Consider the following 15,470-nt stretch of genomic DNA (forward strand, 5'->3'; position numbering starts at 1 on the left):
GCACCTGAACCCGTCCAAAGGAGTCACCGTGCCGACTTCATCGCAACCCGCCGGGTCGTTCACCGGCACCTTGCCGCCGCAACGCGTGCTGGCCGTCGATGATCTGTCCGTCGCGTTCCGCAGCGGCGAGCGCACATTCCACGCGGTGCGCAATCTGTCGCTGACGGTCGAACGCGGCGAGACGCTGGCGATCGTCGGCGAATCGGGCTCGGGCAAATCGGTAACGTCGCTCGCGTTGATGCGGCTGATCGAGCACGGCGGTGGACGTCTTGCCGGCGGCAGCATCGCGTTCCGGCGCCGCGACGGCAGCGTGCTCGATCTGGCGACAGCGTCGTCCGGCACGATGCGTTCGATTCGCGGTGCCGACATCGCGATGATTTTTCAGGAGCCGATGACGTCGCTGAATCCGGTCTTCACGGTCGGCGATCAGATCGGCGAAGCGATCGCGTTGCATCAGGGCAAGAGCCGTTCCGAAGCGGCTGTCGAGACGCGGCGTCTGCTCGACCTCGTGCGGATTCCGGAGGCGCGTCGCGTGGCCGCGCGGTTTCCGCATCAACTGTCGGGCGGTATGCGGCAGCGCGTGATGATCGCGATGGCGCTGTCGTGCAAGCCGTCGCTGCTGATCGCCGACGAGCCGACCACCGCGCTCGACGTGACGATCCAGGCGCAGATCCTGCAACTGATTCGCGGCCTGCAGGACGAGATGAACATGGGCGTGATCTTCATCACGCACGACATGGGCGTCGTCGCCGAAGTCGCCGACCGCGTGCTCGTGATGTATCGCGGCGAGAAGGTGGAAGAGGGCGCGTCGGATGCGCTCTTTGCCGCGCCGTCGCATCCTTATACGAAAGCGCTGCTCGCAGCCGTGCCGCGACTCGGCGCGATGCAGGGCACCGATCAGCCCGCGCGGTTTCCGATTCTCACGGTGGAGCAGGCGGGTCTCTCCGGCATCGATGAAGCGGTGCGTCCCGCTGCGGACGTCGCGCGCGAAACACAACCGCTCGTCGAAGAAAGCGCACCGCCGATTCTTCGTGTACGCGATCTGGTCACGCGTTTTCCAGTGAAGAGCGGTGTGTTCGGTCGCGTGACGGGCCGCGTGCACGCAGTCGAAAAAGTCAGCTTCGATCTGCGGCCCGGCGAAACGCTTGCGCTGGTCGGCGAATCGGGTTGCGGCAAATCGACGACGGGACGTTCGCTGCTGCGTCTCGTCGAAAGCCAGGGCGGCTCGATCGAATTCGACGGCCGCGAAATCAGTTCGTTGACCGGCCCTGCGTTGCAGGCGCTACGTCGCAATATCCAGTTCATTTTTCAGGATCCGTTCGCGTCGTTGAATCCGCGCTTGACGGTCGGCTTCTCGATCATGGAGCCGCTGCTCGTGCACGGCGTCGCGCGCGGCGACGAAGCGCAGGCGCGCGTCGCGTGGCTGCTCGACAAGGTCGGCTTGCCCGCCGAAGCCGCGCGCCGTTATCCGCACGAATTTTCCGGCGGTCAGCGGCAACGGATCGCGATTGCACGCGCGCTCGCGTTGAATCCGAAAGTCGTAATCGCCGACGAATCCGTGTCCGCGCTCGACGTGTCGGTGCAGGCGCAGATCGTCAATCTGATGCTCGACCTGCAACGCGAACTGGGCGTTGCGTACCTGTTTATTTCGCACGACATGGCGGTGGTCGAGCGCGTCAGCCATCGTGTCGCGGTGATGTATCTCGGCCAGATCGTCGAGATCGGTCCGCGTCGCGCGGTGTTCGAGGCGCCGCAGCATCCGTACACGCGCAAGCTGATGGGCGCGGTGCCGGTCGCCGATCCCGCGCGCCGTCACGCGAAACGCACGCTCGCCGCCGACGAGATTCCGAGCCCGATCCGCGCGCTGAACGACGAGCCGGTCGTCGCGCCGCTGGTCGCGGTTGGACAGGACCATTTCGTCGCACGGCATCGCGTCGGCGGTGCGTATTAAAAGGCAGCAGCACATCCGATCCCGCAGCATCACAACCCGTTAAACCAGCAGCCCGGAGCCAACCTCATGAATCTGCCCGTCCCGTCTTCTACGTTTCGTTTGCGCGCGCTGATCGGCGGTGGCGCGGTCGTGTTCGCGATGTTTGCCGGCCAGATGGCGCACGCGGAGACCACGGCCGTGATGGCCGTCGCGTCGACGTTCACGACGCTCGATCCGTACGATGCCAACGACACGTTGTCGCAGGCGGTCGCCAAGTCGTTCTATCAGGGGCTGTTCGGTTTCGACAAGGACATGAAGCTGATCAACGTGCTCGCCGACAGCTACGTGGCCAGCCCCGATGCGCGCGTGTACACGATCAAGCTGCGTCAAGGCGTGAAGTTCCAGGACGGCACCGACTTCAATGCGGCGGCGGTGAAAGCCAACTTCGACCGCGCGATCGATCCGGCGAACAAGCTGAAGCGTTACAACCTGTTCAACCGCATCGACAAGACCGAGGTGATCGATCCGTACACGGTGAAGATCACGCTGAAGGCGCCGTTCTCGGCGTTCATCAACGTGCTCGCGCATCCGTCGGCGGTGATGATCTCGCCGGACGCGCTGAAGAAGTACGGCAAGGACATCGCGTTTCATCCGGTCGGAACGGGCCCGTTCGAACTCGTGAAATGGGATCCGGCAGGCGATCTGACGGTGAAGAAGTTCCCGGGCTACTGGAAGAAGGGCTACCCGAAGATCGACGCGATCGACTGGAAGCCGGTCGTCGACAACAACACACGCGCCGCGTTGATGCGCACCGGCGAAGCGGACTTTGCGTTCCAGGTGCCGTTCGAACAGGCCGCGCAATTGCAGTCGAGCCCGAAGGTCGATCTGATCGTGTCGCCTTCGATCCTTCAGCGCTTCATCAGCCTGAACATGAACCAGAAGCCGTTCGACAACCTGAAGGTGCGCGAGGCGCTGAACTACGCGATCAACAAGGAAGCACTGGCGAAGGTCGTGTTCGCCGGTTATGCGACGCCGGCCGACGGCGTGGTGCCGCAGGGCGTCGACTTTGCGACGAAGCTCGGGCCCTGGCCGTACGATCCCGCGAAGGCGCGCGAACTGCTGAAGGAAGCGGGCTATCCGAACGGCTTCGAAACGACGTTGTGGTCTGCGTATAACTACTCGACTGCGCAGAAGGTGATCCAGTTCGTGCAGCAGCAGCTCGCACAGGTCGGCGTGAAGGCGCAGGTCGAGGCGCTGGAGGCCGGGCAGCGCGTTGCCCGCGTGGAGAGCGCGCCGAATCCCGCGACCGCGCCGGTGCGGATGTTCTACGTGGGCTGGTCGTCGTCGACGGGCGAGGCCGACTGGGCGCTCACGCCGCTACTCGCATCGGAATCGTTTCCGCCGAAGACGCTGAATACCGCCTACTACAAGAACGACGCGGTCGACAGCGATCTGAAGCAGGCGCTCGAAACCACTGACCGCGCGCAGAAGACCGCGATCTATGCCGACGCGCAGAAACGCATCTGGGCCGACGCGCCGTGGATTTTCCTCGTCAAGGAGAAGGTGCTGTACGCGCGCAGCAAGCGTCTGTCGGGTGCGTATGTCGCGCCGGACGGCTCGTTCAGTTTCGACGACATCGCGATCAAGTGATGAACGGATCGTGCGTGACGGCACGTGGTTTCGGATGCACGCCGTCGCGCACGATTGATTTCCCGTCGCCCGCCTCAGCCTCATTGCCGGATTGGGTTCCATGCTGAACTTCCTCGTCAAACGTCTCTTTGGTCTGCTGCCGACGCTGTTCATCGTCGCCGTGCTGGTGTTCCTGTTCGTGCATCTGTTGCCCGGCGATCCGGCGCGGCTCGCCGCAGGCCCCGAAGCGGACGACGCGACCGTCGCGCTTGTGCGCGCCGACCTCGGTCTCGACAAGCCGATGCCGCAGCAGTTCGTCAGCTTCTTCGTGAAGATCGCGCATGGCGATTTCGGTATTTCGACACGCAGCAAGCGGCCGGTCAGCGAGGAAATTGGCGAGCGTTTCATGCCGACGCTGCTGCTGACACTGGCCAGCATGGTGTGGTCGGTGGTGCTGGGCATGGGGATCGGCATCGTGTCGGCCGTGTGGCGCAACCGCTGGCCCGATCGTCTCGGCATGACGTTCGCGGTGTCGGGTATTTCGTTTCCCGCGTTCGCGCTCGGCATGCTGCTGATGGAAGTTTTCTCGGTGCAGCTCGGCTGGTTGCCGGTGGTCGGCGACGGTTCGTGGCGCAGCTACGTGCTTCCTTCGCTCACGCTCGGCGCAGCGGTCGCGGCGGTGATGGCGCGCTTCACGCGGGCGTCGTTCGTCGAGGTGATGAACGAAGACTTCGTGCGGACCGCGCGCGCGAAGGGCGTGCCCGAGCGGCTCGTGATCGCCAAGCATTGCCTGCGCAATGCGCTGATTCCTGTCGTCACGATGATGGGACTGCAGTTCGGTTTTCTGCTGGGCGGTTCGATCGTCGTCGAGGTGGTGTTCAACTGGCCGGGCCTCGGGCGTCTGCTCGTGGACGCGGTATCGATGCGCGACTATCCGGTGATTCAGGCCGAGGTGCTGCTGTTCTCGCTCGAATTCATCGTCATCAATCTGATCGTGGACGTGCTGTACGCCGTGATCAATCCGACCATCCGCTTCAAGTGAGGCCCGCATGAGCACGACCGCCACCGAGCCCAACACACCCAACTCGCCCAACACCGCGCCCGTCGAACGCGCGATCCGCACACCGTGGAGCGAGTTCTGGCGCAAGTTCCGCAAGCAGCACGTGGCGCTCGGCGCCGGCATTTTCGTGCTGCTGCTGATCGCCGTCGCGATCGCCGCGCCGCATATCGTCCCGTACGATCCGGAGAATTTCTTCGACTACGACGCGTTGAACGCGGGACCGTCGATCGCGCACTGGTTCGGCGTCGATTCGCTGGGACGCGATATTTTCAGCCGCATTCTGGTGGGCTCGCGCATTTCGCTCGAAGCGGGGTTTCTGTCGGTGGCGATCGGCGCAGTGATCGGTACGTTCTTCGGTCTGCTCGCCGGTTACTACGAAGGCTGGTGGGATCGCATCACGATGCGGGTCGCCGACGTGCTGTTCGCGTTTCCTGGCATTCTGCTGGCGATCGGCGTGGTGGCGATTCTCGGCACCGGAATGATCAACGTGATCTGCGCGGTGGCGATCTTTAGCGTGCCGGCGTTCGCGCGGCTCGTGCGCGGCAATACGCTGGTGCTCAAGCAGCTCACATATATCGAGGCCGCGCGCAGCATCGGCGCGTCGGACTGGACCATCATCATGCGACACATCCTGCCGGGGACGATCTCGTCGGTGGTGGTGTACTTCACGATGCGTATCGGCACATCGATCATCACGGCCGCGAGCCTGTCGTTTCTCGGACTCGGCGCGCAGCCGCCGACGCCCGAGTGGGGCGCAATGCTCAACGAAGCGCGCGCCGACATGGTCACCGCGCCGCATATCGCGCTGTTTCCGAGTCTCGCGATTTTCCTGACCGTGCTCGCGTTCAACCTGCTCGGCGACGGGTTGCGCGATGCGCTCGATCCGAAGCTCGACCGGCAATGAGTTCTCTCGATTCATCGCGCCCGCCGCACATCGGTGTGTTGCCCGCCGGTTCGCTCGGCACGATTGCCGATGTGGACGGCGTGACCGTCGGGCACTGCGCGCTCGATCAAGATGCGATTCAAACCGGCGTGACCGTGATCCGTCCGCATCGCGGCGATCCGTTTCTCGACAAGGTGCCGGCGGCGGCATCGGTGATCAATGGCTTGGGCAAGAGCATCGGGCTCGTGCAGGTTGATGAACTCGGCACGCTGGAAACACCGATCGCATTGACGAATACATTTGGTGTGGCGGCGCTTGCGCAGGCGCAGATTCGTGCGGCTGTGCGGGCGAATCCGCGGATCGGGCGCGAGTGGCCGACGGTTAATCCGCTGGTGTTCGAATGCAATGACGGCTATCTGAACGACATCCAGGCGCTCGCCGTCGGTGAACGGCATTTCGACGATGCGTACGCCGCTGCAAGCGCTCATGTCGCAAGCGGATCGGTGGGTGCAGGGCGGGGTATGTCGTGCTTCGATCTGAAAGGCGGTATCGGTAATGCGTCGCGTGTGGTGAACGTGGTGGGTCGTGAGTACACGGTCGGTGTGCTCGTGCTGGCAAACTTTGGCCGGCTACCGATGTTGATCGTCGACGGTCAGCCGCTCGGACGTGTGCTGGCCGAACGTGCGGTCTCTTCGACACACGCATCAAAGAAACCCGAGCAAGGCTCGATCATCATGATCGCCGCCACCGATGCACCGCTCGACTCACGCCAACTCAAGCGTCTTTCGATGCGCGCCGCAGCGGGTCTTGCGCGCACCGGCTCGGTCTATGGTCACGGCAGCGGCGATATCGCGCTGGCGTTTTCGACGGCTTATACCGTGCCGCACGAAGCTGAGTTCATCACGCTCCCGCCGTTGCTTGCCGACCGATGTCTCGATCCGCTCTTTGCCGCATGCGCAGACAGCGTCGAGCAGGCGATTCTCGATGCGCTGTGGAGCGCGGTAACGGTCGCTGGCCGTGATGGTCATCGACGCTCTTCGCTACGCGACAGCGTGCCCGACCTCGCTCAACTACTCAAACGTCCCTGCGTATGAAAGTCCTCATCTCCACCGACATCGAAGGCATCGCCGGCGTGTTTCATCCCGAGCAAACGCGCGCGGGTAACGGCGAATACGAAGCCGCGCGTCGCTGGATGACGCTCGAAGCAAACGCGGCGATCGAAGGCGCATTCGCGGGCGGTGCGACGCAGGTGTGGGTCAACGATTCGCACGGCGGCTTTCGCAATCTGCTGCCCGACCTGCTCGATGCACGCGCGCAGATCGTGCTCGGCAAACCGCGCACGCTCGGCATGATGGCCGGGCTCGAATATGGCGCGGCGCTCGTGTTCATGATCGGCTATCACGCGATGTCGCAGACGCGCGGCATTCTCGCGCACACGATCAACAGCTTTGCGTTCGCGCGCGTGTCGGTGAACGGCGTGGAAGTCGGCGAAGCGGGTTTGTACGGTGCGCTCGCGGAAGAATATGGCGCACAGGTCGCGCTTTTATCGGGCGACGATGTTTTCGCCGAAGAAACCGCGCCGCGTTTTCCCGGCGCGCGCTTTGTGATCACGAAGCATGCGACGGGACACGCGAGCGGTGTCACGCAATCGCCGGCGAGCGCGCGTGCCGCGATTGAAGCCGCCGCGCGCGAAGTGGTTCAAAGCCATCTCGCAAGCCACGGCGCGCAGGAATCCACGCGCACCTGCACCGCAGCGAAACCAGCCGAATGCGAACTGCGCGTGCAGACCAGCGCGCTCGCCGATCTGTTCTGCCAGTGGCCGACGCTCACGCGTGTCGATGCGGTGACGCTGCGCTTTCATGCGGAGTCGGCGGAACACGTGGTGCGGATGTTGAACTGTCTGTCCGCGATGTCGTTCATGTTGCGCTAGCTGGAAGCTCGGTCGAACACTGCGCGTGCGGTGACACGTTTCGCGAGGAAGCGGTACTCTCTGGCATTCCAGCGGCACGGTCTTTCTCACTGACTACAGCGCGGAGTCATGCGCTGCATCACGCACGGAGCGGAGCACGACATGAGCAGGCAAACCATTGCGGATTTTCTGGCACGGACGCTCGCAGCCGCGGGCGTCGAACGGATCTGGGGCGTGACGGGCGACAGCCTGAACGGCCTGTCGGACAGCTTGCATCGACTCGGGTCGATCCGCTGGATGCATACGCGGCACGAAGAAGTTGCCGCGTTCGCGGCCGGCGCCGATGCGGCCGCGACCGGCAAGCTCGCCGTCTGCGCGGGTAGCTGCGGACCGGGCAATCTGCATCTGATCAACGGACTCTTCGACTGTCATCGCAATCACGTGCCGGTGCTGGCGATCGCCGCGCATATTCCGTCGTCGGAGATCGGGCTCGGCTACTTCCAGGAGACGCATCCGCAGGAGCTGTTCAAGGAATGCTCGCATTACGTCGAGCTGGTGTCGAACCCGTCGCAGTTTCCGCGCGTGCTCGCGACCGCGATGCGCACGGCGATCGTCGAGCGCGGCGTTGCGGTGATCGTGCTGCCCGGCGACATCGCGCTCGCCGAAGCACCTGATGAGATACCCGCGTGGGCCGCGTCGGCGGGTGTGCCGGTGCTCACGCCGGCAGCCGAAGACGTCGATCGGCTCGCCGACCTGCTGAACCGTTCGGACGCCGTCACGTTGCTGTGCGGCAGCGGCTGCGAAGGCGCGCACGATGAAGTGGTCGCGCTCGCGGACACGCTCGGCGCGCCGACCGTGCACGCGCTGCGCGGCAAGCAGTTCGTCGAATGGGACAACCCGTACGACGTCGGCATGACGGGGCTGATCGGCTTCAGCTCGGGCTATCACGCGATGATGTCGTGTGACACACTGGTGATGCTCGGCACCGATTTCCCGTACCGCAACTTCTATCCGCCGCACGCCGACATCGTACAGATCGATCGACGCGGCAAAGCACTCGGACGACGCGCGCCGCTCAAGCTTGGGTTGATTGGCGACGTGCACGCGACGTTGCAGGCGCTGCTGCCGAAACTCAAGCGCAAGGACGGAAGACATTTCATCGATCGTGCGCGCAAACATTACGAGGCCGCGCGCAAGGGGCTCGACGATCTCGCGCGGCCGTCGGGTCCGGGCCGGCCGATTCATCCGCAGTATCTGACGAGCCTCGTCGACCAGATCGCGAATGACGATGCGGTATTCACCGCCGACGTCGGCACGCCGACGCTATGGGCCGCACGCTATCTGACGATGAACGGCAAGCGCTCGCTGCACGGTTCGTTCAATCATGGGTCGATGGCGAACGCGATGCCGCAGGCGCTCGGCGCGCAGGCTGCGGCGCCTGGGCGGCAAGTCGTGTCGCTGTCGGGCGACGGCGGGCTGTCGATGCTGCTCGGCGATCTGTTGACCGCGCGTCAGCTCGATCTGCCGATCAAGATCGTCGTCTTCAACAACAGCGTGCTCGGTTTCGTCGCGATGGAGATGAAGGCGGGCGGCTACCTCGACACGGGCACGGACCTCGCCACCACCGACTTCGCGGCGATCGCGAAAGGCGCAGGCATCTACGGCGTGCGCGTGACCGAATCGGAAGATCTCGCCGACGCGTTGCGCAACGCGTTCGCGCATCCGGGGCCGGCGGTGATCGACGTCGTCACCGCGAAGCACGAACTCGCATTGCCACCGAAGATCGAGTGGGCGCAGGCGAAGGGCTTCAGCCTCTACATGCTGCGCGCGGTGCTGAACGGTCGCGGCGATGAAGTCGTCGAGCTTGCGACGACGAATCTGCGGTAGTTTTTTGCTTGTCGGCGGTAGCGGGGCGTAGCGACCCGATGCTACGTCCGCGATCCGCTAGCGCGAGCGGTTCGCAATCCGCGTTGTTTCCGTCCGGAACCCGTCGCACGCAGCGTGGGTTCCGGTACGCCCATGGCTGGATTTGATATCGATTGGCACGGGTGCACTGTGCTGGTGCGCAGTACAATCGTCGCCTTTGCCGGCGCGCGTCATGGAGACAAGCATGCGCGTCGGCCATCGATATCCGACATCCATACACTGGGGCGCATCTTGAATAGTCCACGGCAGCATGACGGCCTGAAGCGCGGGCTCAAAAACCGCCATATCCAGCTGATCGCGTTGGGCGGCGCGATCGGCACCGGTCTCTTCCTCGGTTCCGCGAGCGTATTGCAGGCAGCCGGTCCATCGATGATTCTCGGCTACGCGATCGGCGGCGCGATCGCGTTCCTGATCATGCGACAACTCGGCGAGATGGTCGCGCAGGAGCCGGTCGCCGGTTCGTTCAGCCACTTCGCGTACAAGTACTGGGGCGATTTCCCCGGCTTCCTGTCGGGCTGGAACTACTGGGTGCTGTATGTGCTCGTCAGCATGGCCGAGCTGACCGCGGTCGGCACGTATGTGCATTACTGGTGGCCAGGCGTGCCCGCGTGGGTGTCGGCGCTGGTGTGCTTCGCGGTCATCAACGCGATCAACCTCGCGAACGTGAAGGCGTACGGCGAAACCGAGTTCTGGTTCGCGATCATCAAGGTGGTCGCGGTGATCGGCATGATCCTGTTCGGCGGCTGGCTGCTGGCGACGGGCACCGGTGGTCCGCAGGCATCGATCACGAACCTGTGGCGCGACGGCGGGTTCTTTCCGCATGGCTTCCACGGACTCTTCATGATGCTCGCGGTGATCATGTTCTCGTTCGGCGGCCTCGAGCTGATCGGTATCACCGCAGCCGAAGCCGACGAACCGCAGAAGAGCATTCCGAAAGCGGTGAATCAGGTGATCTACCGGATTCTCGTGTTCTACATCTTTTCGCTGGTGGTGCTGCTGTCGCTGTATCCGTGGAGCAAGGTCGCAGCGGGTGGCAGTCCGTTCGTGATGATTTTCTCGCAGATCGGCTCGACGTTGACCGCGAACGTGTTGAACGTCGTGGTGCTGACGGCTGCGCTGTCGGTGTACAACAGCGGCGTGTATGCGAACAGCCGGATGCTGTACGGTCTCGCGGAGCAGGGCAACGCGCCGCGTGCATTGCTCAAGGTGGACCGGCGCGGCGTGCCGTATATGGCGATCGGTCTGTCGGCACTCGCGACGTTCACGTGCGTGATCATCAACTATCTGATTCCTGCGCAGGCGCTCGGCGTGCTGATGGCGCTTGTCGTCGCGGCGCTCGTGCTGAACTGGGCGCTGATCAGCCTCACGCATCTGAAGTCGCGCAAGGCGATGGTCGCGGCCGGCGAAACGCTGGTGTTCCGCTCGTTGTGGTTCCCTGTCGCGAACTGGGTGTGCCTCGCGTTCATGGCGATGGTGCTGGTGATTCTTGCGATGACGCCTGGGCTTTCGGTGTCGGTGTGGCTGGTGCCGGTGTGGCTGGTTGTGATGTGGATTGGCTACGTGGTGAAGCGGCGGCAGGCGGGGCGTGTGGTTGTGGGGGGCTGACGGCCAGTGAGTTGCTGTCGGACTGGCTGTTGCGATGCGACGTGGGTGCGTCGCATCGCTTTGGTTTGTTTCGGTTTGCTTCGTTCAAAGCATCCGATACATGACCGTCGTCGAATCGAGACGGTCTTCTCTCGCGTCGCGACAATAGCTGGGGATCACGCCCGCCGTCTGGTAGCCGAGCGACGCATATAGCGGCTCGGCATCATCGCCGGTGCGCGTGTCGAGCGTGAGCAGCGTGCGGCCTAGCGTGTTCGATGCGCTTTCGAGTTCCCTCATCAACGCCCGCGCGATGCCGCGCCGTCGGTACGCAGGATGCACCAGTAGTTTGCGCACGTCCGCGCGGTGTCGCTGGTTCGGCATCGTGTCGTAGTCCAGTTGCACCGATCCCACGATACGTCCCGCGTCGCGCGCAATCAGCAGCAGGCGCGTGCCCGCCTGCACGCCGGGCAACACGTTGTCGGTCCAGAACGCCTCGCTGTCGCGCGCGACGAACGGCAACACGAAGCCGATGCTCGCGCCGGTATGCACGCATGCGTGCAGCAGCTCGCCGAGTTCGCGCAAATGCGCGGATAGATCGGCGGCGGTGAAGGACGAGATGTCGAGTGTCATGGCGGGCTCACACGATGAACAGGAAATAGCGGGCCGCGCTGTCGGGCGGCGTCGTGAAGGTGCTGGCGCCGAACAGCTGATAGCGCAGACAGTCGCCGGGTTGCAGATCGTGCGAATGGCCGTCGACAGTTATCGACAAACGCCCATCGACGAGCACCAGATGATGCTCTAGCCCCGATCGCGGCGTGTCTTCGTACGCGATGTGCGTGCCCGCCGCGAGTTCGCACGCGAGTGCTTCACCGGCCAGCGTCTGTGCGGGCGGTGAAACGGAGCGTCGCAGGAAACCGTGCTCGGGGTCGCGCCATACCGGCTGCGCGGCACGCCGCACGAGCGGCACGAAATCTTCTTCGACGAGGCGCATCAGTCGCGACATCGTGAGGCCGTACGCGGTACACAGCTTGCCGAGTACATTCGCGGTCGGACTGACGTCGGCGTTTTCGAGCCGCGATAACGTCGCTCGGCTCACGCCACTGCGCGACGCCAGTTCGTCCAGCGACCAGCCGCGCTCGCTGCGCAATCCTTTTAGACGTTGTGCGATCTGGCGGTCGAAGGTCGTATCAGCGGGAGAGATATTTTCCATATTTGGGAAAATATCTCTTATTTGGGATGGGTGTCAAATGGACAAAAACGAGGGGTGTCTCAAGACGCCTGCTTGTCGCGCAGCCGCTGCACCTCGTGATCGGCATTTCTGGCCGTTGCGTCCTTACTCGGCGTCTGTATGTTCGCGAGCATCTGCTCCCGGCGAACGCTTCGCTTCCAGCCTACTGGGGTCTTCGAAGGCTCTATTTCGGACAGCTTCTCTACATACCGTTCTTCAAGGCGATGAAAAGCGGCGATGTCCTCATAGGCCTGAATCAGATGGCGTCGGTATAACTCGGTCTCGCGTTTTCGGACCGACGAAACGTAGGTCAGCCATCCGGTGATAAGACTACCGACGATAGCGAAGCCGCCGCCGATCACGCCGCCGACCACGACCGGAACAAGTGCGTCGTTCATAGGAAGGTTTTCCGAGATTGAATTGATGGGTCATGCGCGCGCTGGACGCGACGATGTATCTCAAAGATACCTGAGGCGTCGCTGCCTCGCCTGTACGAAGAAGACAGCGGTCGCGGCTTCAACCTTGTCGTCGGGCTTGAAGGCGTTTGATGCGAAAGTCGTCACGGTGGACTTCGAGAAACGCGTAGAAATTCCTTCGTCATCCGCGTTTATCCACTCGTGAAGTAAAATTGACCAGGGATATATGTAGGCTTACGCTGTCGCGTCAACTCAACCTGCTTTCTGTCCCTCGAACTCGCCTCGCGATGGCCTCACCAATGCGACTGGGGGAGCAGGAGTCGGCTATGGACATAAAAGACGACCTCGTCGACGACCTTGTTATTACCTCTGCGGATTATTCGCCTGACGCCATCTTTCTCGTAAACAAGGAAGGGCGCATCCGCCACGTCAGTTCTGCGTGCGAGGATATATTCGGCTATGCACCGGGCGATTTTGTCGATCAGTTCATCATCGATTTCGTGGTTCCAGCCGATCAGGACGCCACGCGTAAAGAGGCGAAAGAGGTGCTGGCTGGTCGCAAGCGAGTCGGCTTCGAGAACCGTTATCGGCACAGAAATGGAAGTGACGTCTACGTGACGTGGTCAGCACGATGGTTGGAGCACGAGTCTCTGCGCGTCGGTGTAGCCCGCGATGTGACAGAACTCCGCCGCAGGAAAACCGCGCCCACAGCAATGCTGGCCGTCCTTGCTCCGTATGAACGCAAGGTTCTTGAACTGCTGCTGACAGAGGCGACCGAAAAGCAGATTGCCGAGCAACTTGGGCTCGCTAACTCGACCACCCATTCCTATATCACCGGAATTTTCCGCAAGTACGGTGTGCGGGGACGGGCAGGCTTGATGAGCTTGTGGCTCAAGCGCTTTTCTATTGGCGTCAATGGGGAATGACAGTAAACCGGGGGCTCTGCCGAAGCAGAGCCCCCGGTGTGCATGCCCTTTTGCTCCGGGCTTTTGTGTGCTTCTCTCAGGTTTCTGGCGAGTCCGAACTGGCGTGCAGTAGCTCAACGCATTGAGTGATGAACAACCGCCGCCAGCAAGACAAGTGATGCTACCCCGCACGGCGCGCGCGACCTAGCCTGCTAATCAGAGGGGTGACGAGTGGGGTGGACGGGCTCTGCGTAATGGGCTTCGGGGCTTCGACGGCAGGCGGAATAGTGCCGATCAAATCCTTCGCCAGTTCATTCTTCGGCTTGCCCATCTTTGATGGCGTAGCGAAATACGCGGCTGATTTCGCTGCGGACTCGGTGAGTTCAGAATCGCGCGGGACGACTGCCGATGCGTTTAAGCACGGCCAGTATTTTGGGCGCGTTGATTGCTGTGATGGGATGCTTCCCGAGCCATGGGAACACGTCATTTTTTAGACGAGACCTGGCCGGAATCTTCAGGAACAGAAATTCTCTTCGCGCCTTTGCTTATTGGGCTTATTGCGACTTGCGGGGAATCGTGAAAGAGATTAACTGGTGCCCAGGGCCGGACTCGAACCGGCACGCCTTGCGGCGGGGGATTTTGAGTCCCCTGCGTCTACCTGTTTCACCACCTGGGCTTGCTGACGGAGCGCGAATGCGCCCGCGGCGAAACGCGGATTATGTCGGAAAACCGACGGTGAGGCAAGGTGCCGGCCAGCTTCGCGGACGGCTGGCGGCCGTGCCGCGCGTGAGCGGTGTCGCGTCGCGGGCATCGCACCGAAGGCACCGCACGTAGCGATGGCACAATGCGGACTTCGTTGCGCCGCGGTCCGCGAGCAACGGCTTCGCAAGCAACAGGTTTCAGGAAGAGCGTAGTGAATCACACCCCGGCATTTCGCACCGACGATCACGCGTGCCGCCCCGATTGCGGCGCGTGCTGCATCGCGCCTTCGATCTCGAGCCCGATTCCCGGCATGCCGCATGGCAAGCCCGCTGGCGTGCGCTGCGTGCAACTCGGCGACGATCTGCGTTGCGCAATCTTCGGTGCGCCCGAGCGTCCCGCATGCTGTTCGGGCCTGCAACCGCAACTGGAAATGTGCGGCACGACGCGCGGCGAAGCGCTCGCGTGGCTCACGCAGCTCGAACAGCAGACCCGGCCCGCGCCGTCGCGTGCATCCACTTGAGCGCGCCCCATCAAGCATGAGATCAGAGCGGGCGAGTCGACCGGCGCGGGAGCTTTAACGCGTGCTTCCGGTCACATACTCGTAGACATAAGCGCTAACTCCCGTCGACAGGAGAGACTGCATGACCCGATTCGCACCGCCGTCCCGGCGCCGTTTCCTGCTCGCTGCCGGCGCGGCCGTGGGCATTACCGTGTCGCTTGCGGCCTGCGCAGCGTCGACGTTTCCGTTCATTCCGCAGCACTACACGTTCTCGCAGCAGCAGGTGCAGGACGCGGTGCAGCGGAAGTTTCCGTATCAGCGCACCGTATCGCAGGTCTTCGACGTCGCGTTGACGAATCCGGTCGTCGGTTTTCTGCCGGATACGAATCGCGTGTCCGTGCGGCTCGATGCGCGCTTCACGAGCCCCTTCATGCCGCAGCCGGTGAGCGGCGTGTTCACGCTGTCGAGCGAACTTGCGTACGACAGCGCGAGCCGCTCAGTGGTGCTGAAGTCGCCGAGTGTCGATCACGTCGATGTGAGCGGCGATGCGCAGGCGTACGCGCAGCAGATCAGCGCAGGCGCCGGGCTGCTCGCCACCCAGTTGCTGAGTAACTATCCGATCTACACGTTCAAGCCCGAACAGCTGCAATTTGCCGGTGTGAACTACGAACCCGGTACAATCACCATCCTTACAAACGGCATACGCGTTCAGATCGTCGAAAAATGACGGCGTGCGCGGCCGTACGGGCCGCGTGTCGCCGACGTTGAGCGCAGCGGGGCCCGTCACGGTTTCATACAT

General features: G+C 63.0%; 14 protein-coding genes, 1 tRNA gene and 1 pseudogene. 11 read left to right on the forward strand and 5 right to left on the reverse strand.

Annotation, left to right across the window (positions count from 1 at the left end):
* Positions 1-28: 28 nt before the first annotated feature.
* The 8 genes from E1748_RS13265 (at position 29) to E1748_RS13300 (ending at position 10,942) form a co-directional block, all read left to right on the forward strand.
* Positions 29-1,951: a dipeptide ABC transporter ATP-binding protein gene (locus E1748_RS13265; RefSeq protein ID WP_133647698.1), complete on the forward strand. Its 1,923-nt coding sequence runs from the start codon at positions 29-31 to the stop codon at positions 1,949-1,951.
* 66 nt (positions 1,952-2,017) lie between these two features.
* The gene (gsiB, locus tag E1748_RS13270) at positions 2,018-3,580 is read left to right on the forward strand and encodes a glutathione ABC transporter substrate-binding protein GsiB (protein WP_133647699.1); all 1,563 of its coding nucleotides are present in this window, start codon (positions 2,018-2,020) and stop codon (positions 3,578-3,580) included.
* Positions 3,581-3,680: 100 nt separating this feature from the next.
* Entirely contained in the window at positions 3,681-4,601 is a 921-nt protein-coding gene (gsiC, locus tag E1748_RS13275; protein WP_133647700.1) for a glutathione ABC transporter permease GsiC, read from the forward strand.
* Positions 4,602-4,608: 7 nt separating this feature from the next.
* Positions 4,609-5,523, forward strand: coding sequence for a glutathione ABC transporter permease GsiD (gene gsiD, locus E1748_RS13280; protein ID WP_133647701.1), 915 nt, complete (start codon positions 4,609-4,611; stop codon positions 5,521-5,523).
* A complete protein-coding gene (locus tag E1748_RS13285; RefSeq protein ID WP_133647702.1) occupies positions 5,520-6,596 on the forward strand; it encodes a DmpA family aminopeptidase in 1,077 nt (358 codons plus the stop codon). The genes gsiD and E1748_RS13285 overlap by 4 nt, the downstream gene beginning before the upstream one ends.
* A complete protein-coding gene (locus tag E1748_RS13290) occupies positions 6,593-7,432 on the forward strand; it encodes a M55 family metallopeptidase (RefSeq protein ID WP_133647703.1) in 840 nt (279 codons plus the stop codon). Before E1748_RS13285 ends, E1748_RS13290 begins: the two co-directional genes overlap by 4 nt.
* A gap of 141 nt (positions 7,433-7,573) precedes the next feature.
* Entirely contained in the window at positions 7,574-9,298 is a 1,725-nt protein-coding gene (gene poxB, locus E1748_RS13295; RefSeq protein WP_133647704.1) for a ubiquinone-dependent pyruvate dehydrogenase, read from the forward strand.
* Between the two features lie 270 nt (positions 9,299-9,568).
* Positions 9,569-10,942 carry an amino acid permease gene (locus E1748_RS13300; RefSeq protein ID WP_133647705.1) on the forward strand — a complete coding sequence of 458 codons (1,374 nt, stop codon included), beginning with the start codon at positions 9,569-9,571 and terminating at the stop codon, positions 10,940-10,942.
* Between the two features lie 84 nt (positions 10,943-11,026).
* Here E1748_RS13300 and E1748_RS13305 read toward each other — a convergent pair whose 3' ends face one another.
* From E1748_RS13305 to E1748_RS13315, 3 genes are read right to left on the reverse strand one after another with little or no spacing between them, the layout of a single operon-like run.
* On the reverse strand, positions 11,027-11,551 hold the full coding sequence (locus tag E1748_RS13305; protein ID WP_133647706.1) for a GNAT family N-acetyltransferase: 525 nt from the start codon (positions 11,549-11,551) through the stop codon (positions 11,027-11,029).
* Between the two features lie 7 nt (positions 11,552-11,558).
* A complete protein-coding gene (locus E1748_RS13310) occupies positions 11,559-12,131 on the reverse strand; it encodes a helix-turn-helix domain-containing protein (RefSeq protein ID WP_133647707.1) in 573 nt (190 codons plus the stop codon).
* A gap of 59 nt (positions 12,132-12,190) precedes the next feature.
* Entirely contained in the window at positions 12,191-12,547 is a 357-nt protein-coding gene (locus tag E1748_RS13315) for a hypothetical protein (RefSeq protein WP_133647708.1), read from the reverse strand.
* Between the two features lie 344 nt (positions 12,548-12,891).
* On the opposite strand from E1748_RS13315, the gene E1748_RS13320 reads away from it, so the two are divergent.
* Complete coding sequence (locus E1748_RS13320; protein ID WP_133647709.1) at positions 12,892-13,491, forward strand: PAS domain S-box protein; 600 nt, start codon at positions 12,892-12,894, stop codon at positions 13,489-13,491.
* 253 nt (positions 13,492-13,744) lie between these two features.
* Here the strand turns inward: E1748_RS13320 and E1748_RS31750 are convergent.
* Positions 13,745-13,970: pseudogene (locus E1748_RS31750) on the reverse strand (phage integrase central domain-containing protein); the annotation flags it as partial.
* Positions 13,971-14,061: 91 nt separating this feature from the next.
* Positions 14,062-14,146, reverse strand: a tRNA-Leu gene (locus E1748_RS13330).
* 237 nt (positions 14,147-14,383) lie between these two features.
* Here E1748_RS13330 and E1748_RS13335 point away from each other — a divergent pair.
* The gene (locus E1748_RS13335) at positions 14,384-14,692 is read left to right on the forward strand and encodes a YkgJ family cysteine cluster protein (protein ID WP_133647711.1); all 309 of its coding nucleotides are present in this window, start codon (positions 14,384-14,386) and stop codon (positions 14,690-14,692) included.
* Positions 14,693-14,813: 121 nt separating this feature from the next.
* Entirely contained in the window at positions 14,814-15,398 is a 585-nt protein-coding gene (locus E1748_RS13340; RefSeq protein ID WP_133647712.1) for a DUF1439 domain-containing protein, read from the forward strand.
* Positions 15,399-15,470: the final 72 nt, after the last annotated feature.

Source organism: Paraburkholderia flava, from assembly GCF_004359985.1.
Classification (GTDB): Bacteria; Pseudomonadota; Gammaproteobacteria; order Burkholderiales; family Burkholderiaceae; genus Paraburkholderia; species Paraburkholderia flava.